Genomic DNA, 25,904 nt, shown 5'->3' on the forward strand with positions numbered 1-25,904 from the left:
GCCGGACCCGGACCATGCGCCGCCGCTTCTGACACCGGCCCAGTCCGGAGTCGCCGCCATGCTGGCCGGTGCCGTCATGGCGCGCGGCTTTGCGCCGATATTGCTCGAAGGCGTTACCGGATCGGGCAAGACCGAGGTGTATTTCGAGGCGGTCGCGGCCGCGCTCAGGACCGCTGCAAATGGGAGCGGCGGCCAGGCATTGGTGCTGGTGCCGGAAATCGCACTGACAGCGCCGTGGCTCGACCGGTTCGCAGCCCGGTTCGGCGTTGCGCCCGTCACCTGGCACAGCGACCTGAAATCCAGCGAGCGCCGCGCGGCGTGGGCGGCAATCGCCGATGGCCGGGCGCGCGTGGTGGTCGGCGCGCGTTCGGCGCTGTTCCTGCCGTTTGCGGACCTGCGCGTCATCATCGTCGATGAAGCCCATGAAACCAGCTTCAAGCAGGAGGAAGGCGTGCACTATCACGCCCGCGACGTGGCGGTCATGCGGGGGCAGCACGAGGCCATTCCGGTCATTCTCGCCACCGCGACGCCCGCCATCGAAACGCGCGTGCAGGCCGCCAAGGGCACTTATCGCCACCTGCACCTGCCGTCGCGATTCGGCAGTGCCGGGATGCCAGACGTGGCCACCATCGACATGACGCTGACGCCGCCGACTCGTGGCCATTGGCTCAGCCCGTTGCTCGTCGCGGCCGTGACCGAAACACTCGCCCGCAAGGAACAGGCGCTGCTGTTCCTCAACCGGCGCGGCTATGCGCCGCTGACGCTGTGCCGGTCGTGCGGCAATCGCATTCAATGCCCGCATTGCACGGCCTGGATGGTCGAGCACCGGCTGTCGCGGCGCCTTGCCTGCCATCATTGCGGACACCAGACACCCGTGCCCAGTGCCTGCCCGGAATGCGGGGAAACCGATCATCTCGTCGCCTGCGGTCCGGGCGTCGAGCGCATTGCCGAGGAGGTGCGCCACACTTGGCCCGATGCCCGCGTAGCGGTTGTCACCAGCGACACCATCACATCGCCCGCCCGCGCCGCCGCACTGGTGGCCGCGATGGATGCCGGCGAGATCGATGTTCTGGTCGGCACCCAGATGGTCACCAAGGGCTTTCATTTTCCCGACCTGACGCTGGTGGGGGTCATCGACGCCGATCTTGGCCTTGCCGGCGGGGATTTGCGGGCCGGGGAGCGCACATTCCAGCAGATTGCCCAGGTGGCGGGCCGAGCCGGGCGCGGCGAAAAGCCGGGGCGTGTGCTCATCCAGACGCACCAGCCAATGGCGCGATTGATGCAGGCGCTGGTGTCGGGTGATGCCGAGGCGTTCTACACTGCCGAAACCGAGGCGCGGCGCGATTTGATGCTGCCGCCGTTCGGGCGGTTGGCGGCAGTCATCGTGTCGTCCGAAGATGCCGGCGCGGCGCAGGCGGCGGCACGGGCACTGGGCGCGGCCGCACCGCAGCGCGCTGGCCTATCGGTGCTCGGCCCGGCGGCGGCGCCGCTGGCGATGCTGCGCGGCCGTCACCGGCAACGCCTGCTGGTGCAGGCGGCACGCGGGATCGCCTTGCAGGATGTCATGCGTACCTGGCTGGCGGCCGTGCCAGTGCCCGGCAATGTCCGCGTTATCGTCGATATTGACCCTTACAGTTTTGCCTGAGCCTCAGCGCCGCGCCAGCCAGCCCCGCGCGCGCACCTCCGGCAGATAGGTCTCGCTCACTGGCAGATCGCTGCCGTCGCTCAGGCGCAGTTTCCAGCGCCGGCCATCCCGCAGGGTACCCGATACGGCGGCGGCGGCTACCCAGGCGCTGCGATGGATTTGCAGGCCATCAAGCACCGCCAGATCACCCAGCGCATCGCCAAGCCGAAACAGTACCAGCGGCCGGCGGCCGTCCGCGAGGCCAAGGCGCAGATAATGGTCCTCGGCCTGCACCCAGAGCAACCCGGACAGGTCGGCAAGCCCGGCGCGCTGCGCCAGTTGGGATTGCGGCGCCGCCTTCGCTGGCATCTCCGTTGGTGCCATTTGCGGCGGCTGTGTTCGCAGCGGCTTGATTGCCGCAATGATGGTCGAAATCCCGCCGCCGATGATCAGCGCCGATAGATAGAGGCCAGTCCATGACAGCGCCAGCGGCCGGCCGATGGCGCGGAACATCGTGTCGATTTCCAGCGGGAGCGTGGCATTGAGCAGCGCCGTGCCGCCGATTGCCATCATGATGGCGCCGCGCCGGCCCGGCGCGCGCGGGCCGATCCAGGCATACCAGAGCCGCCATTTGACGCTGTTCCAGCCGATCAGCACCAGCCAGAACAGCCCACGACTGAGCGCTGGCAGATGGTCGGTGCCAAATGGCCCGGCCAGCGTGCAGGCGATGACAGCGACGCCGGTTGCCACCACCAGCGGGCGCAGCGGTGGTGCGGCGCTGGCCTGTGTCATGGGATGTGTCGATTTCACGAAGCGCGAATCCTGCAGTGCCCGGGTTTGACGAAGCCACGGACAGCATAGGCGAAAGCGGCATTGCAGCAAGCGGCAGCTTGCCGCCATCCATGCTCGGCAACCCGCCAAGGAGACCAATGTGCTCGCCAATCTTTCGCCGCTATTGCTTGCCCACCTCACCGCCGTGTTGATCGCTATGCCGCTGGGATTTCACCAGTTGACGCGGCCGCAAGGCACGCCCGCCCATGCCCTGCTGGGGCGCATCTACATAGCGGCGATGCTCATCGCCAACATCGGCGCGCTTGCCAGCTTCCGGCCCGAAACCCGGTTCATTCCGTTCCACATCCTGGCCATCGTCAGCCTGGTGACGATGGCGACCGGCATGTGGGCGCTGCGCCGCTGGCTGATGCTGCGCAACCCGGCGCATCTGCGCACGCACAAGATCCAGATGGCGTTCAGCTGGATCGGACTGATGATGGCCGGCGCATCACAGGTGCTGACCAACAACCGCTTCGGCATCGTCGAGGGCTTCACCCCCACGACATTCTGGGTCTCGGTCGTCGGTCTCAATCTCGCGATGTACGCCTTGGGCAGCTGGTGGGTGTTCCGCCGCTTGCTCAGGGATGATCGCGCCTGACGCGGATCAATGCCCTCTGCCGTCTGCCGTGCCAGGCAATACTGGCATGGTGGTGGCCTCCGCCTCGATTTTCCGCATCGAGCGCGAGAACAGCAACCGATCGGCGCCGTGGAATCCGAAGCGCCAGATGATAAGGCCATAACTGCCAAGGATCGCTATGATGCCGATCGAAAGCTGCACCGGCTCCGGCGCACGGAGCACCAGCAGGCCCACCAGCGCGGCCGGCACGCCGGCACCAACCAGCGATAGGCGCCAGCCCGATACCTTGTGGCCCAGTTGCCGTGCCAGCAGGCGGGATTTGGCGACCGACAGGATCAGCGCCGCCAGCGCCAGTGCCAGCGCCGCGCCCAGGCCACCAAGCCGGGGCACCAGCAGCAGCGACAGCCCGGCCTGTATGACGAGGCCGGCCACCGACCAGATCAGGTTCTTGCCGCGCGCCACATAAATCAGTGCGCCTTCGGCCACGGCGGCCTGGGCCGCGAACAGTTCAACGGTCAGCAGCACTGCAAGTATCGCGGCGCCGCTGGCAAAGATCGGCCCGAACAGGCCCATCAGCGCCTGGCCGGTGATCCCCAGCGCCAGCACCACGCCAAGCTGCACCGCGGCCACCCAGAAACTGATCTGCCGGACATGGACGGCCACTTTGGCGATATTGCCTGCCGCAAGATTGCGAGTCAGCACCGGCGCCAAAATGGGGTCAAAGCTGGATTTCAGCCGTTGCGGTAGCGACTGGATCTGCTGCGCGACATAATAAATGCCGACGATTTCGGCACCGGCAAACCGCCCCAGAATGAAGATATCGAGCCGCCGGGCACCCCATTCGGCAATGTCGGCCCCGGCCAGCGGCACGTTGGTGCGGGCCAGATGCCACAGATGGCGCGGGTCGGGCCGCCAGCCGCGCGGCAGGCCAAAACTGGCAATGGCCGGCACCAGGCTGGCAATCGCGGCTGCCACCATCGACAGCAGATAGGCAATCAACATGCCGTCGCTTTTGACTGCCGTGAACGCCAGCGCCAGGGCGGCAATCGACAGCACCCATGGCTCGATGATCGATCGCGCCCGCACCGTGGCGCCGACATCGAGGCGAAAGGCCAGCCCGGCCAGCGCGACGTCCGACATGACGATGAACGGCACGATCAACGCAAACCACCGGTCGAGCGGGTGTAACCGCGTTGCCGGAAACACCAGCTGCGGCAGCAGCACCAAAAGGGCCGCGCCGGCCAGTCCCGCCAGCAGCGAGACCAGCAGCCCGTCGAACAGGGCATGGCTTTCGGCATCGCTGCGCCGCGCCATGTCTTCGGCCAGGCCGCGTTTCAGGCCGAGTGTCGCCAGCATGGCCACCAGTTCGACGACCATCGTGGCATAGGCAAAGCGGCCCAGTGCCTCGGCGCCGTACATGCGGCCAGCGATGAACAGGAACGGAAAGCGCGCTGCCAGACGCAGCACATAGCCGATGAAACTGGTGCGCCCGCCCTTGGCCAGCGCAGCCGTTTCGGCAGCGTCAGCCGACATGCACCCGCCGATATCGGCCATGGAGATACAACAGTGGCTCACGCGATTGGTCGAGCGTCAGCGCCGTCACGCGCCCGACGATGATACGGTGGTCGCCGCCATCATGATCGGCGAACAGCTCGCAGGCAAAAGCCGCCTTGGCCGAGGCCAGCACCGGTACGCCGTCCCAGTCATGCCAGTCGTGCTCGGCAAAGCGGTCGATACCCTTTTTGGTGAAGCGGTCGGCGACTGCCTGGCCATCAAGGTCGAGGATGTTGATGGCAAAACGCCCTGCGCTGCGAATGGCCGGCAAGGCCGATGCCCCGTTGGCCGGGCAGAACAGGATCAGCGGCGGGTCAAGGCTGACCGATGTGAAGCTGTTCGCGGTCAGTCCGACCCGGCTGCCGTCGGCGTCCCGGCTGGTCACAACCGTGACACCCGTGGTGAAACAGCCAAAGGCGTCGCGCAGCTGACGCGCCTCGAATGGAGAAACGACCTGATTCATGGGGCAGACCCCTAGAGCCAGATTGCGGCGCGTCAATGTTCGAGGCGGTTCGTGGCGAGTGTATCGGGGCTGGTGCGACATTGGCGACACAGGGGGCAGCGCCACTGGGGGCGAGCGACGGAGACGAGCCATAAAGCATGACGCGCCAGTCACAATTGGCAAACGCGTTGATTTATGACGATTTAACATTGTGGCATATTACATGTATAAATAATTAATGTTAGTCTAAGAGCGGAGCCCGGAGTTTTGTTGGGTTTGGGGTAAATTATGCGGCTCGCTGTCCTTGCCAACGATACGGCGCTTGGCGTCTTGATCGCCGAGCGCCTCAAGGCAACAGTGCGCAACTGTGTTGTGTTCAACGACGCCGCCAACCTGCGCCGCGCTCTGAGGCGCGAGACTTTTGACCTGCTGCTGCTCGACGAAGACTTTGCGCTGGCCGTCGACTCTTATCTTCCCTCGGCATCGCGACTGGCGCTGGACACTACGACAATCGTGTATTTCGCGTCGGAGTTTGCTGCGTCGCTGCCTGAGGACGACCGGCTGGTCCTCCCATCCCAATTCGAAAAGCTGGAGCGGATCATTGCATCCATGTTCGACCGGGACAGCGGGGCCAATGGTGATGTCGAGGTGTTCGGCAAGCTTCGTTTCGACCTCACCAGCATGATCGTCACCGTCGATGGCCGCCCGGTTGAATTGACCGCCAAGGAATTCGGCCTGGCATTGCTGCTGATGCGCAACCGGGGCCGCCCGTTGTCTCGCGCGCACATCATGGAATCTGTCTGGGGCCGCGTGCCCGACACGGCCAGCCGGACGCTGGATGCCCATATTTCCCAGATCCGCAAACGCCTGAATCTAAGGCCCGAATCTGGCTTTCGCCTGACATCGGTTTATGGCTTTGGCTATCTGCTGGAAGTGACAAAGCCGGGCCCGGCGCATCAAGCGCAGGAGATTCAGACCCCGGCACCATAGGCTCCGGTTGCTATAACTCCAGCGACCGCAGCCAGTCGCGCAGGGCAGGTCCGGTATCGCTGCGTTCCAGCGCCAGCGCGACATTGGCCATCAGATGCCCGACCTTGTCGCCGCAATCAAAGCGGGTGCCCTCGAAGGTCAGCGCGTGGAACGGCTGCACGCCGATCAATTCGGCCATCGCATCGGTCAGCTGGATTTCCCCCCCCGCGCCGCGCCGGCCCTTTGCCAGCACGTCCATCACTTCGGGCTGCAATATGTAGCGCCCGATGGCAGCCAACCGTGACGGCGCAGTGCCGACCTGCGGTTTTTCCACCATGCCGCGCACCTCGGTCAATAGCCCGTCGCTGCGCCCCGGCGTCACGATGCCATAGCGGTGCGTGTGCGCTTCGGTCACTTCGAGCACCGAAATGATGTTGCCGCCCATTTGCCGATAGGCGTCGTGCATAGCCGCCAGCGCCGGCCGCGCCGGGTTCCACAGCAGTTCATCGGGCAACAGCACGGCAAAGGCATCGGCGCCGACAATGTGGCGCGCGCACCAGACGGCATGGCCCAGCCCCGCTGGTTCCTGCTGGCGGATACTGGTGATGCGTCCCGGCTCAAGGCAGGTGCCTTCAAGGCTGGCAAGCTCGGCGGTCTTGCCCCTGGCCTTCAGCCCGGCCACCAGTTCCGATGCCATGTCGAAATGATCATCGATGGCGCCTTTGCCGCGCGCCGTGATGAACACCAGCCGCTCGATACCGGCGGCCAGCGCCTCGTCGACGGCATATTGCAACAGCGGCTTGTCGACGACCGGTAGCATTTCCTTGGGCACGGCCTTGGTGGCCGGAAGGAACCGCGTGCCCTGGCCGGCAACCGGAAACACCGCTGTCTTGATCGGCCTGTGCTGCATCATCCGCCCTGAACTATCAGGCCCGCTGGCGGGCTCCATCCCTTTACAATTTTCTTGCCGCAGGCGGTCAAGCCAAATCCGCCGTTTGCAGTGCGGCAATCGGAAAGCTGAGCAGGTGGCTGCCCTCGCGCACCACAGCCGCCCCCGGCCCGGCCAGCGCGCGTGCAATCGCAGGGTCGCCGCAATCCAGCCCGCCGGCCAGTGCGCCATAGGCCGGCATGATGATCTTGGTCCCCGACACGGCAAAACACCGCCGCGTGATGGCGCGCAGGCGGGTGGCGATGCGGACCTTCGGGTGGAAATGCCCCGATATTTCGGGCTGGATGTCGCCCGGCTCTGCTTCGTGCCGCAACATCAGCGGGCCAAGCTGCACTTCGGCTACTGCGCGTCCGCCCAATGTGCCGGCGCTGGCGTCGTCATGGTTGCCGGTGATCCACCACCAGTCCAGGCTGGCAATCATCCGGGTCAGGGCGCCGCGCGCCGCGTCCGGCATGCGCCCCGGGCCGTGCCGATCATGGAAGCTGTCGCCCAGGCACACCAGCCGCCGGGCGCCGGTGGCTTCGACGGCGTCGATCAACATCGCCAGCGTTTGCGCCGTGTCATGCGGCGGCAACATCCATCCGCGCCGCGCAAAATGGCTGGCCTTTTCCAGATGCAGGTCGGCGACCAGCAACGTCTGCTGCGCCGGCCAGTACAGGCCTCCGCAGGCCAGCGGCACAAGCGATTCGCCCGCGAACGAAAGAGAAACAGTCACCGCATCGTCATGCCGAACTGCGGTGCACCTGACAAGTTTCAGCGCACCGCTGTGCCGGGAACTTGCCCGGGTATATTCATAGCCTCGGCAATCAGCGCTTCGGCCTCGATGAGCAGCGCGGCATTGGCGTCTTCGCCGACGCTCTCGCGGCCGATGGTCAACAGCACCGGCACCGCCAGCGGCGACACGAAGGGCAGACGGACGTGAACCATCGCCCTGCTGGCCTCCTCAAGCAGCGCCGCCAGCCGTTCGAGGTCGGTCAACTTGTAGCGCGCATCGGTCCAGGCGGCGCCAAGCAGCAGATGCGCCGGCTCGTGCCGCCGCAGCACATCATAAATCAGGTCGGACGACACGCTCATCGCCCGGCCGGATTTGTGGACACCGGGCTGGGTGCGTTCGACCAGCCCGCCGATGATCGCCACTTCGCGAAACGCCCGGCGCAGGAACGGCGAGGCCGCTAGCCAGGCAGACAGTTCGTCCTCCAGCACATCGGGCCGCAGCAACGCCAGCGGATCGGTCACCTCGTTCAGGCTCCAGGCCGCCACGACATAATCGCTGGCGACAAAACCCAATGGCGCCGCGCCCGCAGCCTCCATGCGCTGCGTCAGCAGCATGCCGAGCGTCTGGAGCGCCGGGCGCCCGGCAAATCCATAGATGACCATGAACCAGCGGCCATCGCGCGGAAACGTCTCGACCAGCACGTCATCCGGGCCGGGCAGGCGGGACCGCAATTGTTGCAGCTCCAGCCATTCGCGCACATCTGGCGGCATATCGTGCCAGCGGCCGGGGTCGTGCAGCAACTGCCGCACGCGCACCGCGAGATTGGTCGTCATCGGCATGCGTCCGCCGGCATAGACCGGCACTTTTGGCGTGCCGCGCCCCAGCTTGACATGGATGTCGGCGCCGTTGCTTCCGGTCACTTCGAGCACCAGCCCGGCGAACTGGAAGCTGTCGCCGACCCGCAATTGCCCGGCGAACCATTCCTCGACCTGCCCCAGCCGGCGGCCACCGGGGCTGCTGCCGTTGCCGAACACGATGTTCATGGTCACCGCCTCGACGATGGTGCCGGCATTCAGGCGGTATTGCGCGCCAAGCCGGGGGTGCGCCAGCCGCCACTGGCCGGGCGCGGCTTCCACCAGCCGCGCATAACGGTCATAGGCCCGCAGCGCATAGCCGCCGGTGGCCACCAGATCGATGACTTGATCGAATACCGCGCGCGTCAGCCCGGCATAGGGCGCGGCACTGGCCACTTCGGCATACAGCGCCTCGGCCATGAACGGCCCGGCCACCGCGACACCAAGCACGTGCTGCGCCAGCACATCCAGCCCGCCGGGCCGAAAGCCGTCGGGGTCAAGCTCGCCCGCCGCCACGGCATCTCGCGCCGCCATCGCTTCGAGATATTCGAACCGGTTGCCCGGCACGATCAGCGCGCGGCTGGCCTCGTCCATACGGTGATTGGCGCGGCCAGTGCGTTGCAGCAGCCGCGAGGCGCCCTTGGGTGCCCCCATCTGGATGACCAGATCGACATCGCCCCAATCGATACCCAGATCAAGGCTGGAGGTGGCGACGATGGCCCGCAATCTGCCGCTTGCCATCGCAGCTTCCACCTTGCGCCGCGCTTCGGGCGCCAGGCTGCCGTGATGGATGCCGATGGGCAGCGAATGGTCGTTTTCGGCCCACAGGTCGCGCAGCACCAATTCGGCAATGGCCCGTGTGTTGACAAAGACGATGGCCAGCCGCGCGGCCTCGATCCGCCGCATGACCGCACGCGCCGCCCAGCGGCCCGCATGCCCGGCCCAGGGAATACGGTCATCGATGACCATGATCTCGATGTCGGGGTCGGCACCCGGATCGCCGGTGACGATGGTCACATCGGCTGCTTCACCGTGCGGCGCCAGCCATGCCGCCCAGCTTTCGGGGTCGGCAATCGTCGCCGACAGGCCGACGCGGCGCACACCCGGTGCCAGCGACTGGAGCCGCGCCAGCGCAAGGCTGAGTTGGTCGCCGCGCTTGGTGGTACCAAAGGCATGGATTTCATCGATGATGACCGATTGCAGGCCGGCCAGCATGCGCGGCGCCTCGGGATAGGACAGCAGCAGCGACAGGCTTTCGGGTGTTGTCAGCAGGATGTGCGGCGGCGCCGTGCGCTGGCGTTTCTTGGCATCGGACGATGTGTCGCCGGTTCGGGTTTCGACATCGATATCAAGCCCGATCTCGGCAATCGGCAGCAGCAGGTTTCGCTGCACATCGGTTGCCAGCGCCTTCAGTGGGCTGACATAGATGGTATGCAGGCCATCACGCGGCGACTGCGCCAGATCGGCCAGCACCGGAAGGAACCCGGCCAGCGTCTTGCCGGCACCGGTTGGCGCACTCAGCAGCGTGTGGCGCCCGGCCTGCGCCGCAGCCAGCATGTCCAGCTGGTGCCGGCGCGGCGCCCAGCCCTTGCGGGCAAACCAGTCGGCAATGGCGGGGGGAAGCGGCATCATGTCCCTATAGGCCGGGTGACTCGCCGCGCCAAAGCGGTCACTGTGCCGCGCATGCCCTTCCCGTCCCCGACCTGGCTCGTGCCGCACGCCGATGGCATCCACCTGCCCGGTCCGGATGTGTGGATCGACCCCTCGCGCGCCCGCGCCCGTTCCCTTGTCACGCACGGCCATGCCGACCATGCCCGCGCCGGGCACACAAAGGTGCTCGCCACTGCCGAAACGCTGGCGATCATGGCCAGTCGCTATGGTCCGCAGCCCGGCGGCCAGGCTCTGGCCTATGGCGAAACCCTGGCGCTGGGCGACGGCATCACCGTGCGCCTGCTGCCGGCGGGCCATGTGCTGGGATCGGCGCAGATCGTCCTGGAAAGGGCCGGGCAGCGCGTCATCGTGTCTGGCGATTACAAACGCCGGCCCGACCCGACATGCGCGCTGTTCGAAGCCTTGCCTTGCGACATCTTCATTACCGAGGCGACATTCGGCCTGCCGGTGTTCCGCCATCCGGCCATCGATGGCGAAATCGCAAGGGCGCTTGACCGGCTGGCTGCCAATCCGGCGCGGTGCCTGCTCATCGGCGCCTATGCGCTGGGCAAGGCGCAGCGGGTCATCGCCGAACTGCGCCGCGCCGGCCATGATGCGCCCATCTATCTGCACGGTGCGATGACGGCGCTGTGCGCGCTGTATGAAAGTTTCGGCGTAGCGCTGGGTGATGTGCAGCCCGTCGGGACCCTCAAGGGCGCGGCGCTGGCCGGGCATATCGTCATGGCGCCGCCATCGGCGCTGCACGACCGCTGGAGCCAGAAACTGCCCGATCCGATCACGGCCATGGCGTCGGGCTGGATGCGGGTGCGCCAGCGCGCCGTGCAACGCGGCGTGGAATTGCCGCTGATCATATCGGACCATGCCGACTGGGACGAATTGACCGACACCATCACCGAGCTGGCCCCCGGCGAAGTCTGGGTCACCCATGGCCGCGACGATGCGCTGGTGCATTGGTGCGCCCAGCGCCAGATTCGCGCCCGCGCGCTGGCGCTGGTGGGGCGCGAGGACGAGAGTGAATGAGGCGCTATTGCACGATCGTACAATACTGCGCGCCCCGAAAAAGGGCAATGTCTATTGCATTGAATGGTTTACCTTGCCGCATTCACGGCGCATGAGGTGTGTATGTTCGGTATTCTGCGCCCTTTGCTGTTCAAGTTCGACCCCGAAACAGCGCACAATCTGACGATTGCCGCGCTGCGCACGGGCCTTTTGCCGCGCAGCCCGGCCGATGACCCGATCCTGGCCACCAGCCTGGCCGGCCTGGCGCTGCCCAATCCGATCGGGCTTGCTGCCGGTTTCGACAAGGATGTCATGGTGCCCGATGCCGCGCTGCGGCTGGGTTTTGGCTTCGTCGAATGCGGTTCGGTCACGCCGCGCCCGCAGGACGGCAATCCGCGCCCGCGCCTGTTCCGGTTGGCGCAGGACAAGGCGGTCATCAACCGCTTCGGTTTCAACAATCTCGGGATGGAACACGCCATCGCCCGACTCAAGGCCCGCGCCGGACGGCCCGGCATCGTCGGCATCAACCTTGGCGCCAACAAGGACAGCGACGACCGCGCGAGCGATTATGTCACGGGCATTACCGCAGCGGCGCATCTTGCCAGCTATGTCACGGTCAACATCTCGTCGCCCAACACGCCGGGGCTGCGCGCCCTGCAGGACGGGGCGGCGCTGGCCGATCTGGTCGCCCGCGTGATGGCGGCGCGGGGCGATACCGGCGTGCCGCTGTTCGTAAAGGTCGCGCCCGATCAGGAAGATGCTGATTACCGGGTCATCACCCGCACGCTGATCGACGGCGGCGTCGATGGCCTGATCGTGTCGAACACCACCATCACGCGTCCGCCACTGGCCAGCCGCCACGCCCATGAGGCCGGCGGCCTGTCGGGGGCGCCGCTGAAACCGCTGGCACAGGCCGCGCTGGAACGGTTTGCCGCCGAGGCTGGCGGGCAATTGCCGTTGATCGCGGTGGGCGGCATCGCATCGGGCGCCGACGCCTATGCTCGCATCCGCGCAGGCGCCAGCGCAGTGCAGCTCTATTCGGCGCTGGTCTATGAGGGGCCGGGGCTGGTGCGCCGCATCAAGGCCGATCTTGCCGCCCTGCTGCGCCGGGACGGTTTTGCCAGTATCGCCGAGGCGGCAGCGCGATAGTCCGCGCAATTCAGGCAGTGGCAGTGCCCGAAAGTCGCGCTATGGTTTGCATCATGAGCAAAACCATATTCACCGCCGCCCTGTTTGCCGTGCTTGTAGCGGGCGCTGCGCAGGCCCAGCCGGCACCCATTCCAACCGACGCGCCCGCCGACACAGGCACCGCCCGCACCATCGGCGCGGGTCCGTTCAAGGCCGTGGTGTCCGCCGCGCATCCGCTGGCGTCCGATGCCGGCCTCGAAATCCTGCGCAAGGGCGGTTCGGCCGCTGATGCCATTGCCGCTACCATGCTGGCGCTGACGGTGGTGGAGCCGCAAAGCTCGGGTATCGGCGGCGGCGGGTTCCTTGTCTATCAACCGGCGCGCGGCAAGATCGCCAGCATCGATGGCCGCGAAAAGGCGCCCGGTATCGCCAGCCCGCGCCAGTTCCTGGGTGCCGATGGCAAGCCGATGCCGTTCCGCATGGCGCAGATCGGCGGGCGCAGTGCCGGCGTGCCCGGCAATATTCGCCTGATTGCGCAGGCGCACAAAAAATATGGCAAGCTGCCATGGGCCGATCTGTTTGCGCCGGCCATTCGCCTTGCCGATCAGGGTTTTGCCGTCACGCCCAACATGGCGCGCTTCATTGCATATGGGCAGGACCCGTTGAAAAAGGCCGGACCCGAAGGCCGTGCGCTGTATTTCGATACCGCCGGCCAGCCGCTCAAGGCCGGCGCATGGTTCCGCAACCCGGCGCTGGCGCAGACGCTGCGGACCATTGCCGACAAGGGCCCGGATGCCTTTTACACCGGCGAGATTGCCGCCAGTATCGTCAAGGCCGTGTCCACCGCCGATGCCAATCCGACAGCCATGACGCTGGGCGATGTTGCCGCCTATCGCGCCAAATGGCGCACGCCGGTTTGCGGCCAATATCGTGTCTGGCGGGTGTGCGGCATGGGGCCGCCATCGTCGGGGGGTGTCGGGATGCTCGCCATGCTGAAACAGCTCGAACGCTATGACATGGCGGGGCTGGGCAAGGACAATGCCGTCGCCTGGCATCTGTTCGCCGAAAGCCAGCGGCTGGCCTATGCCGACCGTGACAAATGGCTGGGCGATGCAGATTTCGTGCGGGTGCCGGTCAAGGGCCTGACCGATGCCCGCTATCTGGCGGCGCGCAGCGCGCTCATCAGGCCGGACGCACGGCTGGCCAAGGCCGAGGCCGGCATGCCTGCCGGCGCTCCTCCCCGTCAGGCTGCCAACGACAATGAAGTCGCCGGCACCACGCATTTTGCCGTCGCCGATGCGGCCGGCAATGTCGCAACCTATACCTCCACTGTCGAAAGCACCTTCGGCTCGGGGCTGGTGGCGGGCGGCTTTGTGCTCAACAACGAGCTGACCGATTTCAACTTCGACCCCAATGACCAGGGCGTATTGACTGCCAACCGGGTGCAGCCCGGCAAGCGCCCACGCTCGTCGATGTCGCCGACCATCGTCTATGATGCCAGCGGCAAGGCCGTGCTGGCCATCGGCGCGGCGGGCGGATCGACCATCATTGCGCAGGTCGCCAAGACGATCATAGGCGTGCTCGATTGGGGCCTGCCCGTCGACGAAGCGATTGCCCTGCCAACGATGGTGGCCATTGGCGATGGCGGCGTGCGGGTGGAGAAGGACACGTTCCTCGCAGCCATGCAGCCGCAACTGGCCGCGATGGGGCACAATGTCATCCTGATCCCGCCCTTCGGCAAGCTGAACGGCATCGAGCGCACGCCGGCTGGCTGGCGCGGCGGTGCCGATCCGCGCAGCGAAGGCACGGTTGTCGGCGAGTGAGCATTGGCAGGCCGGCGGCGTTTGGGGTAACGCTGACCGGGCGGGTGTCCTGAGGTCAGCCACAAGCGTCCCGCAAGTGGGCGCAGGGGAGAGAAGATGCTGCTGAAACTGCCGCCATTGCGGCCCGCATTGCAGGCGCAACACGTCGATGCGGCGCCCAATCTGGTCAGCCTGTTCCTCGACTGGGCGGACCGGCAGCCGGCGTCGCCATTCCTGACCGGCAAGGTCGACGGCGCCTGGCGCACCACCAGCTGGGGCGATTGCCGCGATATCGTGGCCGCCATGTCGGCGGCGCTGGTGGCGATGGGCATCGGCCGTGGTGACCGGGTGTGCCTGGTATCGGAAAATCGTCCTGAATGGTGCCTTGCCGATCTCGCGATCATGGCGGCCGGCGCCATCACCGTGCCGGCCTATACGACCAACACCGAGGCCGACCACATCCATATCCTGACCAACAGCGGCGCCCGCGCCGTGATCGTGTCAGGGCCTCGCCTCGCAAAGGCCCTGCTGCCCGCCGCCCTGGCCACTGAATCCTGCCGTATGGTCATCGCCATGGAGCCGCTGGGCGAAGTGCAGGGCCTTGCCATCCATGACTGGTCGGCGTTGATCGCCGCCCGCAGCGCCACCATCGACGCCGACCGCGACGCGGTGCGCGCCCGTGCCACCATGCAGCGCCACGACCTCGCCTGCCTGATCTATACCAGCGGCACCGGCGGGCTGCCGCGCGGCGTGCGCCAGCATCACGGCGCCATTCTGCGCAACATCGCCGGCGCCATCGCCGTCATCGAACAGGATTTCGCCCCCAGCGGCGTCCACGGCGAAATGTTCCTGTCGTTCCTGCCCCTCAGCCATGCTTATGAACACACTGCCGGCCAGTACATGCCACTGGGTATGGGCGGCCAGATCACCTACGCCGAAGGGCTGGAAAAGCTCGCGGCCAACATCGAGGAAGTGCGCCCGACCCTGATGGTCGTGGTGCCGCGATTGTTCGAAGTGCTGCGCATGCGCATCGCCAAGCAGATCGAAAAACAGGGCGGCATGGCCATCATCCTGCTCAACCAGGCGCTGAAAATCGCCCGGCTCGAAGCCAAGGGCCAGGGATTGTCGCTTCCCGACCGGCTGCTCGACCAGCTGCTCGAACGCACGATCAGGAAATCGATCCGTGCCAAATTCGGTGGGCGCCTGCTGGCAATGGTGGCAGGCGGTGCGCCGCTCAATCCCGAAGTCGGCATCTTCTTTACCGCCATCGGCCTGCCGATCCTGCAAGGCTATGGCCAGACCGAAGCCGGGCCGGTCATCAGCTGCAACCGCCCGCGCGCCATATTGAAAATGCACACCGTCGGGCCGCCGCTGGGCGGCGTCGAAGTCAGGATCGCAGCCGATGGCGAAATCCTGGTGCGCGGCGAACTGGTCATGGACGGCTATTGGATGAACGACGCCGAGAGTCACAAGGCGCTGCAGGACGGCTGGCTGCACACCGGCGACATCGGCCATATCGACAAGGATGGCCATGTCGTCATCACCGACCGGAAAAAAGACATCCTCATCAACGACAAGGGCGACAATGTCGCGCCACAGCGCGTCGAGGGCATGCTGACGCTTCAGGACGAAATCGCCCAGGCGATGGTCTATGGCGACCGCCGCCCTTATCTGGTCGGCGTGGTCGTGCCAGAGGCGGAATGGGCAATGTGCTTTGCGCGCGACAAGGGCCTGCCGGCCGATATGGCCAAACTGCGCACCGAGCCGGAATTCCAGCGCGCCATGCAGGCGGCGGTCGACCGGGTCAATGCCCGCATGTCGGTCACCGAAAAGGTCCGCCGCGTCATTGTCGCGGACGAGCCCTTTTCAACCGACAACCAGCAGATGACGCCATCGCTGAAAATCCGCCGCCATGTGCTGCGCGAGGTGTACGGCGCCCGTCTCGACAAGTTGTACAAGGATTGATCCGGGGATTGATCCGGGGATTGCGCCGCCGGCCCGGCGTTGATTAACGCCGACCCTTGACCGCGACGCTCTCCGGCAGCTCCTCGCCGAACACCCGCTGGTAATATTCCGCCACGATACTGCGTTCGGCCTCGTCGCACTTGTTGAGGAAACTCAGGCGGAAGGCAAAGCCGACATTGCCGAAGATTTCGGCATTCTGCGCCCAGGTGATGACCGTGCGCGGGCTCATCACCGTCGAGATATCGCCGCCCATGAAGCCGGCGCGGCTCATGTCGGCCACCTTGACCATGTTCGATACCGTCTTGCGCCCGGCCTCGGTGTCGAAATGCTTGACCTTGGCGATGACGATCGCGGTTTCGGTGTGGTGCGGCAGGTAGTTCAACGTGGTGACGATGTTCCAGCGGTCCATCTGGCCCTGGTTGATCTGCTGCGTGCCATGGTACAGCCCGGTGGTGTCCCCCAGGCCGACGGTGTTGGCAGTGGCGAACAGCCGGAAATACGGATTGGGCCGGATGACGCGGTTCTGGTCGAGCAGCGTCAGCTTGCCCTCCACTTCCAGCACGCGCTGGATCACGAACATGACGTCGGGGCGGCCGGCATCATATTCGTCGAACACCAGTGCGGTCGGGGTCTGGAGCGCCCAGGGCAGCAGCCCTTCGCGGAATTCGGTGACCTGCTGGCCGCCGCGCAGCACGATGGCGTCCTTGCCGATCAGGTCGATGCGGCTGATATGGCTATCGAGGTTGATGCGGATGCACGGCCATTTCAACCGCGCGGCAACCTGTTCGATATGGGTGGATTTTCCGGTGCCGTGATAGCCCTGGATCATCACGCGACGGTTGAAGGCAAAGCCCGCCAGAATTGCCAGCGTCGTGTCCGGGTCGAAGACATAGGACGGATCGAGATCGGGCACGCGTTCATCGGCAATGCTGAACGCGGGTATCTGCATGTCGGTATCGACACCGAACATCTCGCGCGCATCGACGCTCGTGTCGGGCGCTGCCATTGCGGTTGGCGCTGCGGAAGGCGGGGTGTCATGCGTCTTGGTGGCCACGGTGTTCAGGACTCCGATCGAAAAACTGGCGTCTGTTTCAGGTGCGTATAGGCGTTCACCACCGCCTGCAACTTACCTTCTTGCGTGCGGTCCCCCTCATTGCTGTCAGGGTGGTAGCGCCGGACGAGGCGTTTGTAGGCCCGGCGCACGTCATTTGCGGTGGCACTGTCGCCGAGGCCGAGCACTTGCAGCGCCGCGCCGTCGCCCGGTCCTGCCCAGCGCCGCGACGATTCGCGCAGGGGGCCACGCCCCGGCCTGATCCCGCTCGCTGCACCGCCGAACAGCCCGAGCGGATCGGCAAAGCTGCCCTCATGACCAAAACTGAACGCCTCACGGCCAACGCTGCCGGTCGGGCTGCGTTCCCAGCCGGCAATCGGTGATTGCGCGGCAAAAATCTCGTCGGACGAAAGCCCGTCGAAGTAATTATACCCGGCGTTGAAGGCGCGGACATGATCGAGGCACAGAAATTGCCAGCCGCCCAGATCACCCGGCGTGCGGTTGGACTGCGGCGCGCGGAATTCGCCGGGCTGGGCGCAGCCGCCATGGTCGCAGCGCCGGGGCTGCGGCGTGTCGATGCGGCCATGAAAGCGGCTGGCGCGTCTGGGCGGCAATTCGGTGATGACGGCATGTCCCTATGTTGTTGGCGCGAGCTTGCTATAACGGCCACAAAGGGAGTGCATATGGGCAAGGTTGCCGCAGAAATCGAGAGCAGGCTGGTCGCCGCCCTGTCTCCGCAGGCGCTGGACGTGATTGACGACAGCCATCATCACGCCGGCCATGCCGGACACCGGGGCGATGATGCAGAATCGCATTTCACCGTCGCGCTGACGGCTGCCGCCTTCGCCGGTCTTGGCCGCGTCGCCCGGCAGCGGCTGGTGTATGCGGCGCTGGGAGATCTGGTCGCGGCCGACCGCGTCCATGCGCTGCGGATAATGGCCCGAGCGCCCGGCGAATGAAGGCCGTCATGGCTGCGGCGGCGTTGCTGGCTGCCAGTGCTGGAATGGCCGCGACGGAAGCCAGCGGCAGCCTTGACGGCACCGCAATCATCGACCGGCTCGAAGTCGGCGACCAGCCGGCTGGGGCAGTGCAACGCTACTGGTTTCGCGCCGGCACATCGGTGCTGGGGCAACCGTGGCTGGTGCCGGTTGTCGTCATCCGCGGTGCCCGGCCCGGCCCGCGCCTGATGATCACGGCCGGCATCCACGGCGACGAGTTGAACGGCATCGCGGTCATCCACAAGCTGGCGCAAGGTATCGACCCGGCCAGGCTGGCCGGAACGGTGACGCTGGTGCCGGGGCTGAACACGCCGGGGCTGCTACAGTCGTCGCGGGAATGGGCGGCGGATTTCAGCCGCGCCAGCCCCAATCTCAACCGCGTCATGCCCGGCAAGGAGGGCGGCCGCGATGTCGATGATTATGCCGGGCGGCTATGGGCGCGGCTGATCCGGCCCAACGCCGATCTGGCCGTTGATCTGCATACCCAATCGCGAGGCACCGCCTATGTCATGTATGCCTTTGCCTCGACGGCGCGCACGCGGCGCATGGCCGAACTGATGGCGCCCGATGTCATCAAGATGGACAAGGGCGAAAAAGGCACCGTCGAAAACACGCTGACGGACGATGGCGTGCCGGCAATTACGCTGGAACTGGGCCGACCGGAAATGTTCGACGACAGCATGATTGCGCGCGGCGAGGCCGGCATCCGCAACCTGATGCGTGAGCAGAAAATGCTGGAAGGCGCCGTCACCCCGCTGCCGCCGGGCAGCTTTGTCGCCAACAGCAGCGAATCGGTGCGCGCCCCGCGTGCCGGCTGGGCACGGCTGTTGGTGCCGCTGGGCAGCGCCGTCACCAAGGGCCAGGCCGTGGCCGTGATGACAGACGCTTTTGGCCGGGTGACCGATGCGATCACGGCGCCGCTTGCTGGGCGCATCAGCAGCAGCTTTACCGACCCCCGCCGGGAACAGGGCGGCATGATCGTGCGCATCGTCTGGTGGAATCCGGACCCGGCCTGTGCCGGCGGTTGCTGAAACTGCAGCCATATTTGCCTGCTGCCTGCCACGCGTGCCATCAACGCTTTACCCCGCATTCGGTGGGGTGATTTTATCGGAGGCATCATGCAAATCAGATTTGTTGCGGCGACTTTGGTCGCGCTTTTCGCGGCCGCGGCAAGCGCAGCCGCCGACAAAACCGAAGGCCGGCCTGCGCCGGCCACACTGCCGGCGCCAGCCGAGGGTCAGGGGCAGGTGCTGTTCTGGCGTTCAGGTACCGTTGTTGGAGGCGGCATGGGCTGCGGCGTCAATATCGGCAAGGAGCGCATAAGTGCGCTGGGCGCCGGCCATTATTTCATCCTGCCCTTGCCGCCCGGCGCACATCAGTTCAACGCCAAGAGCGAAGCGAAGGATGTCCTCAACGTCGAGGTCAAGCCCGGTGAGACAAGCTATGTGAAATGCACGATCAAGATGGGAATCATGGTAGGCCGACCAAATCTGTCGCCGTCTACAGCCGAAGAATATGAAAAGAAGCGCGGCGATCTCAAATATGTCGACAGCGACGACATTGGTGCCAAGGTGATGCCCGACCCGTCACCTGCCGTTGCTGCGACACCTTGAGCCCATCCGCGCGAACCTGTTGCTGAAACGGCGCGGCGGCGGTATTGCCGGTGCCGCGCCGGATTAGCTCAGCGGTAGAGCAGCGGTTTTGTAAACCGAAGGTCGGGGGTTCAATCCCCTCATCCGGCACCATTTCACTTGCGAATCAGATCGAAAAGCTGGTTCCGCAGCCGCAGCCCGATGCGGCCTGGGGGTTGCGCACCTCGAAGGCGGCAGCGCCGATGCGCTCGACGAAGTCCACTTCGGCGCCGGCAACGAACGGTAGGGTGTCTGGATCGACCAGCATGGTGACGCCATCGGTTTCCACGATCAGATCATCGGCTGCGGCTTCGCTTTCCAGTCCGAATTTATACTGGAAGCCCGCGCAACCGCCGCCATCGACGGCCAGCCGCAGCTTGAGGCCGGGTTTGCCCTGCCGCGCCGCAATCACGGCCACACGAGCAGCGGCAGCAGGCATCAGGCGGGGGGGCATATCCATAACGGCAATGTAGGGCTGGATGCAGGCAACTGCAACCAGGAGCGGATCAGCGCCCGCCGGCCGTCACGCGGTCATCCGCCATCAGCGACCCGAGCACCGGCACGATGGCCTGATGCAGCGCTGGCGGGCCAAAGGCGCTGGCCTTGTGCTGCGCCGCCAGCACGAAACCGGCGGCGGCCAGGAACGGCTCGGGGTTCACGGCATTGCCGTCGATACGCACTTCATAATGCAGGTGCGTCCCGGTCGAACGGCCGGTGGAGCCCATCAGGCCGATGATCTGGCCCTGCCGCACGCTTTCGCCGGCCTTGACCAGGATGCGCGACAGATGACCGTAACGGGTGTCGACGCCCTTGGCATGGCGCAGCTCGATCAGATTGCCATAACCGCTCATGCCGCCGGCGCGGGCAACCACGCCATTGGCGGCGGCATAGATGGGCTCGCCCTTGCTGCCCATCATGTCGACGCCCATGTGCATGGCGCCGCGATGGTTGATCGGGTCGGCGCGGTAGCCGAAATCCGATGATTCTCGGATCGTTTTGACTGGCAGGAACGCGGGGATGACCGCCATGGCCGCAGCCACTTCGGCCGGGGAGGCCGCCGTGACGGAAACCTGTGTGCCGGCAGCGATGAACGGACCACCAGCTGCAACGAAGCGCTGCGGGTCGAGGCCGAGATGGCGGGCCAGCGTATCGGCATCGCGCACATCACCTGCCATCAGGTCTGCAACCGTGCCAGCGCCGCGACGCGGCAACAGGCCGGCCAGTGCGTCGGCGTCACGGGTCCGGGCGCTCAGCGCGTCGAGAAATTCGTGGCGGGCGGCGGCGACACCGCGTTGACGCGGCGAGGCTATGGCCTCGGAAGCCATCGCCATGACATCAGCCGCAGTGGCAGCCGAAACGGTCTGTGCGAAGGCGCCGGCCACCGGCAGGGCGGACGACAAGGCAAGGGCGGCGAACGCCCCCAGCACATGCATGATCCGCTTTGCGACCAACGAAAGACCCCTTGCGCCCCGACCAGGACCAGCATTGCGCCGGCCATTTCCTAAGGATGTTCAAGCAGGGGCGGGCAGAGACCGCAACCGCAGTTCGGGCCCGGCCCGGCCAAGCGTGGCGTCGCTGCGACGAAGCGCAATATTTCTGTTCAGCCGTGCAACCATTGCCGTGGCAGCGCGTATCTCCCCGTTCAGCAAGGTTTAGCAGGTGTTTACGGCGGCCCTCAGGCCAGCGCCTGCGCGGCGGCCAGCACCAGTGCGGCATGGCCGGCGGCCTTGACTTTGGGCCAAGTGGCAGCGACCTTGCCGTCGCGGCCGATCAGGAAGGTGCTGCGCTCTATGCCCATGTATTTCTTGCCATACATGGCTTTTTCGACCCAGACGCCGAACGCTGCGGTGACCGTGCCGTCATCGGCACCAAGCGCGATTTCCAGGCCGTGCTTGCCCCGGAATTTGGCATGGCTGGCCAGCGAATCATGCGACACGCCGATGACAACCGTGTCGGCTGCTGCAAATTGCGCCTTCAGCGCCGAAAACTCGCGTGCTTGTGTCGTGCAGCCCGGCGTATCGTCCTTGGGATAGAAATAGACCACCAGCTTGCGTCCGGCGAAATCGGTCAGGCTGATCGGGCCGGTTTCGCCGGGAATCGTGAAATCGGGGGCGGTGTCGCCGGGCTGGGGCATTGTCATGGCTGGGGTCCCTTTCTTGGCAGGGTATCGGTTCTCAGCGCATCCTTCCATGCCATTTTCACGGACTGTCGCGCCATCAGCAAGGCCTGTTCGACCATGGCGAAATTTGCCGCACCCATCGCCCGGGCCAGAAACGCCTCGACCGGCGCTGGAAAATTGGCGGGCACGGCGGCGCCCGGGAACACCAGCCGCAGCAGCACCAGCAGCCGGGTCAGCACGTCATGGGCCGCGCCCAGATCGGGCGGCAACAGCCCGGCAGCAGTCAACGCGGCAATGGCCGTCGGCAGTTCGGGCGACAGGCCGATGCCAGTTTCGCGCTGGCGAAAATGGACCAGGAATTCGAGATCGACAAGCCCGCCCGGCGCCAGCTTGACGTCGCACTTGCCCTGCGGCGGCTTGGCGGCAGCGATGTCGGCGCGCATGCGGGTCACGGCGCGCGCCAGTGCCGGGCCGGGACGTGGCCGGGTCAGCACGCTGGCAATCGCCTCCTCGGCATCGGCTGATGGGCCTGCCACGACCCGAGCGCGGGTCAGGGCCATATGCTCCCAATCCTCGGCTTCGTCAGCGTGGTAGCGCGCAAAACTGTCCACCGACACGGCCAGCATGCCCTTGGCGCCCCAGGGCCGCAGCCGCGTATCGATCTCGTACAGCGCGCCGGCGGCTGTCGGCACCGACAGCGCCGTGGTCAGCCGCGCCGCCAGCCGATTGAAATACAGGCTGGCCGGCAAGGGCCTTGACCCATCCGACAGGGTTTCATGGCCGCCGGTGAACAGAAACACCAGGTCAAGGTCGGAGGCATGGGTGAGGGCGCGGCCACCTAGCCGCCCCAGCGCCAGCACCACCAGTTGCCCGCCCGCCACCATGCCGTGCTGGCGGGCGAAATCCTGTTCAACCGCCGGCAAGATCGCCCTTATGCCGACATCGGCAAGGTTGGCGAGGCCGCGCGCTACCACCAGCGGGTCGGCATTGCCTTCAACCAGCTGGGCGCCAAGCGCAAAGCGGTGCTCGCCGGTCCAGCGGCGCATGCGGTCGAGCACATCTTCCAGCCCTGCGGTGCCCTGGCTGCCGGCCAGCCAGTCGGCGGTCAACGCGGCGGGGCCGGGCTGCGCAGCAAAGGCATCGGGGCTGAGCATGACATCGAATAGCGCCGGGTCCCGGGCCAGCGCGCCTGCCAGCACCGGACTGACACCTAGCAAATTGCCAAGCAGGCCGATGAGACGCGGATTGGCACCAAGCAGCGCAAAAAACTGCGCGCCCTGCGGCAACGCGGCAAGAAAGGCATCGAGCCGCGCCGCAGTGGCCGGCGGATCAGCGCTGCCTGCCACGGCGGCAATCAGCGCCGGCAACACGATTTCGAAATCTGCGCGCGCCGCTTCGGACCGCAGCGCCCGCAGCCGGCCGGCGCGCCAGCCGGCCAGCAGAGCCGGCATGAATGGCAGCACGGCACGGTGATGGGTCTTGAGCCAGGCGCGCGGATCAGCCGGGATCGCCGTGGCCACGGGCGCAGCGGCGGCGATCAGCTGGTCATAGGCGTGCGCCACCGGGGCGGTTCTGCGCGCGAGCGCGGCCTGCGCCGCGGCCCAGTCGCGATAACCGCTGAGCGCGGCCACGGCCTTGCGGTCTGCCGCAAGGCGCGGCACGGCGTGGGTCTGTTCGTCGCGGCGCATCTGCAAACGGTGTTCGAGCGTGCGCAGGAAACGATAGCTGTCGCCAAGCGCCTGTGCCTCGGCGGGCGGCACATAGCCGGCATGGGCCAGTGCCGCCAGTCCGTCCAGCGTTGCCGGCGCGCGCAGTGCCGGGTCGCGGCCACCGCGGATCAACTGATGGATCTGGGTGAAGAATTCCACTTCTCGGATGCCGCCGCGCCCGCGCTTGACGTCGAACCCCGGCCCGGCATCGGCACCGCCCAGATGGTCGCGGATGCGCAGCGACACCGACTGGATATCGCGCACCGCCGTGAAATCCAGGCTGCGGCGCCAGACAAAGGCGCGGATGTGATCGAGAAACCCCTGGCCGAGCGACAAGTCGCCGGCGCAGGCGCGTGCCCGCACAAAGGCCACCCGTTCCCAGGTCAGCGCCTCGGACTGGTAGTAATGTTCCGCCGCAGCGACCGGAATGGTCATGGGCGTGACTTCGCTGGCCGGGCGCAGGCGCAGATCGACGCGGCAGACATAACCATCGGGTGTCAGGTCGGCGAGGATGGCAACGGCGCGCCGCGCGATGCGCACGGCAGCTTCATCCGGCTCCTCATGCGTGCGGCAGGGAATCAGATCGGGCTGGTGTGTGAGGATGAGATCGGCGTCGGACGAATAGTTGAGCTCGTGGCTGCCCAGCTTGCCCAGCGCCAGCACGGCCAAGCCCCGATTGGCAGCGCCGCGTTCTGCCAGCGCTTCGGCAACTGCCAGGTCGATGGCAAGGTCGGTGAAATCCGATAGCGCTGCCGTCACTCGCTCCAGCGGCCACAGCCCGGCCAGATCGGCCATGGCAACGGTCAACGCCACATCGCGTCGCGCCGCCCGCAACCGGGGCATGATCGGCTGCGATGTGTCGCGTGCCAGTGTCAGGGCGTCAGCCAGTGCCGCGTCCGGGCCGTGGCCGGCGATGGCCGCCATGACATGGCGGCGGCCACGCAGCAGGCCCTTGAGGAACGGGGCCTGAGTCCAGGCAGTAGCGGCGGCAGTGGCCAGACAGGGCGAAAGCGTCGCCGGCAGAACCGCCAGCAAGTCGGCAGGGGGTTCGCACGGCGGCAGCAGAAACGCTGGTGCCGGCATGCCCGCTGTCAGGCCGTCGTCGTGGCAGCAGCGTCGCGCGCGCGCCGCCGCTCGGTGAACCATATGCCGATGATCGACAGTTCGTACAGGCCGATCAGCGGCACCGCGAGAGCGAATTGCGACCACAGGTCCGGCGGCGTCATGACGGCGGCGACGGCAAAGGCCGCGACAATGGCATAGCGGCGCCCGGCCTTGAGCTGGAGGCGGGTGACGATGCCGGCGCGTTCGAGCAGCATCAGCAGTACAGGCAACAGGAATGCGACTCCAAAGGCGAGGATCAGGTTCATGACCAGATCGAGATATTCGCCCATGGCCGGCAGCGCCTGTTGGTCGATGCCGTCGACGACTCCAAGCTTCTGGAAACCCAGGAAGAACCTGAACGCTGCCGGCATCACGCCATAATAGGCAAGTGCCGCGCCCGCCGTGAACAGCAGCGGCGTGGCCAGCAGGAACGGCAACAGTGCCTTTTGCTCGCGGCGGTACAGGCCCGGCGCCACAAAGCGCCACAGTTCATTGGCGATGAACGGGAAGGCGATGCAAAGCCCTGCAAAGGCTGCGACCTTGATCTCGACGAAGAACGCTTCGTACAACTTGGTGTAGATCAGTTTGCCCTGCACGCCGGGGCCAAAGGCGTTCACCAGAGGCTGCACCAGAAAGGCAAAGACCTTGGCCGCCTGTGTAAAGGCCAGGCCAAAGGCGATAACGAAATAGACAACGCAGCGTAGCAACCGCGAGCGCAGTTCGATGAGATGATCGAGCAGCGGCGCCTTGCTGGCGTCGATGTCGGACCGGTCAGCCTCGGCGTTCATTCGGACGGCACCGGCTTTGGTGTTCTGGCCTTGCGCGGAGCGCGGGGCTTGGCTGATTTTTCGGGCACTGCCGGTGTCGTTGCTGCTTCCGGCGCTGGTGCGCTGTCGAACGCGATTTCGTCAGCAGCCGGCGCATCCTTGGGCGCCATCCAGTCATCATTTGCCAGAAACGGCCCCGGCAGGGCGTTCGGGTCGATCGCGCTGGCCTTCATGATGGCTTCGTTCTGCGCGGCCCAGGCCTTTTGCATTTCTTCCAGCTCGGATTCGCGCATCATTGTGTCAAAGCCCGACCGGACATGGCGCGACATCGCCTTGGCCTTGCCGATCCAGCCGCCCAGCCAGCGCATGGCGCGCGGCAGGTCCTTGGGGCCGATGACCAGCAGGGCCACCAGGGCGATGACCATCAGTTCCGAGGAATCGATAC

The 25,904-nt window shown here is 66.1% G+C and carries 24 protein-coding genes and 1 tRNA gene; 11 read left to right on the top strand and 14 right to left on the bottom strand.

Annotation, left to right across the window (positions count from 1 at the left end):
- On the top strand, nucleotides 1-1,645 hold a 1,645-nt coding region (gene priA / locus RMQ73_RS05180; RefSeq protein WP_310496999.1), incomplete at its 5' end, for a primosomal protein N'.
- A gap of 3 nt (nucleotides 1,646-1,648) precedes the next feature.
- Here the strand turns inward: priA and RMQ73_RS05185 are convergent.
- The gene (locus tag RMQ73_RS05185; RefSeq protein ID WP_310497000.1) at nucleotides 1,649-2,434 is read right to left on the bottom strand and encodes a LytTR family transcriptional regulator DNA-binding domain-containing protein; all 786 of its coding nucleotides are present in this window, start codon (nucleotides 2,432-2,434) and stop codon (nucleotides 1,649-1,651) included.
- 121 nt (nucleotides 2,435-2,555) lie between these two features.
- On the opposite strand from RMQ73_RS05185, the gene RMQ73_RS05190 reads away from it, so the two are divergent.
- The gene (locus RMQ73_RS05190) at nucleotides 2,556-3,053 is read left to right on the top strand and encodes a DUF2306 domain-containing protein (RefSeq protein WP_310497001.1); all 498 of its coding nucleotides are present in this window, start codon (nucleotides 2,556-2,558) and stop codon (nucleotides 3,051-3,053) included.
- A 6-nt stretch (nucleotides 3,054-3,059) separates the two neighbouring features.
- Here RMQ73_RS05190 and RMQ73_RS05195 read toward each other — a convergent pair whose 3' ends face one another.
- Together RMQ73_RS05195 and RMQ73_RS05200 are read right to left on the bottom strand one after the other, a co-directional pair.
- Nucleotides 3,060-4,565 carry a lipopolysaccharide biosynthesis protein gene (locus tag RMQ73_RS05195; RefSeq protein WP_310497002.1) on the bottom strand — a complete coding sequence of 502 codons (1,506 nt, stop codon included), beginning with the start codon at nucleotides 4,563-4,565 and terminating at the stop codon, nucleotides 3,060-3,062.
- A complete protein-coding gene (locus tag RMQ73_RS05200; protein ID WP_310497003.1) occupies nucleotides 4,555-5,049 on the bottom strand; it encodes a flavin reductase family protein in 495 nt (164 codons plus the stop codon). The genes RMQ73_RS05195 and RMQ73_RS05200 overlap by 11 nt, the downstream gene beginning before the upstream one ends.
- 267 nt (nucleotides 5,050-5,316) lie before the next feature.
- On the opposite strand from RMQ73_RS05200, the gene RMQ73_RS05205 reads away from it, so the two are divergent.
- Nucleotides 5,317-6,018 (top strand): winged helix-turn-helix domain-containing protein, encoded by a 702-nt coding sequence (locus tag RMQ73_RS05205; RefSeq protein ID WP_310497005.1) that lies wholly within the window; start codon nucleotides 5,317-5,319, stop codon nucleotides 6,016-6,018.
- A gap of 10 nt (nucleotides 6,019-6,028) precedes the next feature.
- Here the strand turns inward: RMQ73_RS05205 and RMQ73_RS05210 are convergent, their stop codons facing one another.
- The 3 genes from RMQ73_RS05210 to RMQ73_RS05220 form a co-directional block, all read right to left on the bottom strand.
- Nucleotides 6,029-6,907, bottom strand: a complete 879-nt coding sequence (locus tag RMQ73_RS05210; RefSeq protein WP_310497025.1) for a UTP--glucose-1-phosphate uridylyltransferase — start codon at nucleotides 6,905-6,907, stop codon at nucleotides 6,029-6,031.
- A 67-nt stretch (nucleotides 6,908-6,974) separates the two neighbouring features.
- Nucleotides 6,975-7,661: a ligase-associated DNA damage response endonuclease PdeM gene (gene pdeM, locus RMQ73_RS05215; protein WP_310497006.1), complete on the bottom strand. Its 687-nt coding sequence runs from the start codon at nucleotides 7,659-7,661 to the stop codon at nucleotides 6,975-6,977.
- Nucleotides 7,662-7,699: 38 nt separating this feature from the next.
- Nucleotides 7,700-10,147 carry a ligase-associated DNA damage response DEXH box helicase gene (locus tag RMQ73_RS05220; RefSeq protein ID WP_310497007.1) on the bottom strand — a complete coding sequence of 816 codons (2,448 nt, stop codon included), beginning with the start codon at nucleotides 10,145-10,147 and terminating at the stop codon, nucleotides 7,700-7,702.
- Nucleotides 10,148-10,198: 51 nt separating this feature from the next.
- Between RMQ73_RS05220 and RMQ73_RS05225 the strand changes: the two genes are divergently transcribed.
- From RMQ73_RS05225 to RMQ73_RS05240, 4 genes are all read left to right on the top strand, one after another.
- The gene (locus RMQ73_RS05225) at nucleotides 10,199-11,206 is read left to right on the top strand and encodes a ligase-associated DNA damage response exonuclease (RefSeq protein WP_310497008.1); all 1,008 of its coding nucleotides are present in this window, start codon (nucleotides 10,199-10,201) and stop codon (nucleotides 11,204-11,206) included.
- Nucleotides 11,207-11,308: 102 nt separating this feature from the next.
- Complete coding sequence (locus RMQ73_RS05230; RefSeq protein WP_310497009.1) at nucleotides 11,309-12,334, top strand: quinone-dependent dihydroorotate dehydrogenase; 1,026 nt, start codon at nucleotides 11,309-11,311, stop codon at nucleotides 12,332-12,334.
- Between the two features lie 53 nt (nucleotides 12,335-12,387).
- Complete coding sequence (gene ggt, locus RMQ73_RS05235; protein WP_310497010.1) at nucleotides 12,388-14,136, top strand: gamma-glutamyltransferase; 1,749 nt, start codon at nucleotides 12,388-12,390, stop codon at nucleotides 14,134-14,136.
- A 96-nt stretch (nucleotides 14,137-14,232) separates the two neighbouring features.
- Nucleotides 14,233-16,080 (top strand): AMP-dependent synthetase/ligase, encoded by a 1,848-nt coding sequence (locus tag RMQ73_RS05240; protein WP_310497011.1) that lies wholly within the window; start codon nucleotides 14,233-14,235, stop codon nucleotides 16,078-16,080.
- Nucleotides 16,081-16,123: 43 nt separating this feature from the next.
- Here RMQ73_RS05240 and cobS read toward each other — a convergent pair whose 3' ends face one another.
- Together cobS and RMQ73_RS05250 are read right to left on the bottom strand one after the other, a co-directional pair.
- A complete protein-coding gene (gene cobS, locus RMQ73_RS05245) occupies nucleotides 16,124-17,086 on the bottom strand; it encodes a cobaltochelatase subunit CobS (RefSeq protein ID WP_310497012.1) in 963 nt (320 codons plus the stop codon).
- Nucleotides 17,087-17,139: 53 nt separating this feature from the next.
- Complete coding sequence (locus RMQ73_RS05250; protein ID WP_310497014.1) at nucleotides 17,140-17,745, bottom strand: J domain-containing protein; 606 nt, start codon at nucleotides 17,743-17,745, stop codon at nucleotides 17,140-17,142.
- A 69-nt stretch (nucleotides 17,746-17,814) separates the two neighbouring features.
- Between RMQ73_RS05250 and RMQ73_RS05255 the strand changes: the two genes are divergently transcribed.
- The 4 genes from RMQ73_RS05255 (at nucleotide 17,815) to RMQ73_RS05270 (ending at nucleotide 19,874) form a co-directional block, all read left to right on the top strand.
- A complete protein-coding gene (locus tag RMQ73_RS05255; protein WP_310497015.1) occupies nucleotides 17,815-18,090 on the top strand; it encodes a BolA family protein in 276 nt (91 codons plus the stop codon).
- Nucleotides 18,087-19,160 carry a succinylglutamate desuccinylase/aspartoacylase family protein gene (locus RMQ73_RS05260; protein ID WP_310497016.1) on the top strand — a complete coding sequence of 358 codons (1,074 nt, stop codon included), beginning with the start codon at nucleotides 18,087-18,089 and terminating at the stop codon, nucleotides 19,158-19,160. Before RMQ73_RS05255 ends, RMQ73_RS05260 begins: the two co-directional genes overlap by 4 nt.
- A gap of 87 nt (nucleotides 19,161-19,247) precedes the next feature.
- On the top strand, nucleotides 19,248-19,742 hold the full coding sequence (locus tag RMQ73_RS05265; protein ID WP_310497017.1) for a DUF2846 domain-containing protein: 495 nt from the start codon (nucleotides 19,248-19,250) through the stop codon (nucleotides 19,740-19,742).
- 57 nt (nucleotides 19,743-19,799) lie between these two features.
- Nucleotides 19,800-19,874, top strand: a tRNA-Thr gene (locus tag RMQ73_RS05270).
- Between the two features lie 13 nt (nucleotides 19,875-19,887).
- On the opposite strand, the gene RMQ73_RS05275 is transcribed toward RMQ73_RS05270, so the two are convergent.
- The 6 genes from RMQ73_RS05275 to tatB form a co-directional block, all read right to left on the bottom strand.
- Nucleotides 19,888-20,220: an iron-sulfur cluster assembly accessory protein gene (locus RMQ73_RS05275; RefSeq protein WP_310497018.1), complete on the bottom strand. Its 333-nt coding sequence runs from the start codon at nucleotides 20,218-20,220 to the stop codon at nucleotides 19,888-19,890.
- Nucleotides 20,221-20,266: 46 nt separating this feature from the next.
- The gene (locus RMQ73_RS05280) at nucleotides 20,267-21,211 is read right to left on the bottom strand and encodes a M23 family metallopeptidase (protein WP_310497019.1); all 945 of its coding nucleotides are present in this window, start codon (nucleotides 21,209-21,211) and stop codon (nucleotides 20,267-20,269) included.
- Nucleotides 21,212-21,435: 224 nt separating this feature from the next.
- On the bottom strand, nucleotides 21,436-21,894 hold the full coding sequence (locus RMQ73_RS05285) for a peroxiredoxin (RefSeq protein WP_409049837.1): 459 nt from the start codon (nucleotides 21,892-21,894) through the stop codon (nucleotides 21,436-21,438).
- A 2-nt stretch (nucleotides 21,895-21,896) separates the two neighbouring features.
- Nucleotides 21,897-24,671 carry a bifunctional [glutamate--ammonia ligase]-adenylyl-L-tyrosine phosphorylase/[glutamate--ammonia-ligase] adenylyltransferase gene (gene glnE, locus RMQ73_RS05290; RefSeq protein ID WP_310497021.1) on the bottom strand — a complete coding sequence of 925 codons (2,775 nt, stop codon included), beginning with the start codon at nucleotides 24,669-24,671 and terminating at the stop codon, nucleotides 21,897-21,899.
- Between the two features lie 8 nt (nucleotides 24,672-24,679).
- Nucleotides 24,680-25,480, bottom strand: coding sequence for a twin-arginine translocase subunit TatC (gene tatC, locus RMQ73_RS05295; RefSeq protein WP_310497022.1), 801 nt, complete (start codon nucleotides 25,478-25,480; stop codon nucleotides 24,680-24,682).
- On the bottom strand, nucleotides 25,477-25,904 hold a 428-nt coding region (tatB, locus tag RMQ73_RS05300), incomplete at its 5' end, for a Sec-independent protein translocase protein TatB (RefSeq protein WP_409049836.1). The genes tatC and tatB, both read right to left, overlap by 4 nt.

Source organism: Sandarakinorhabdus sp. (genome assembly GCF_031430775.1).
In the GTDB taxonomy this organism is placed as follows: Bacteria; Pseudomonadota; Alphaproteobacteria; order Sphingomonadales; family Sphingomonadaceae; genus Sandarakinorhabdus.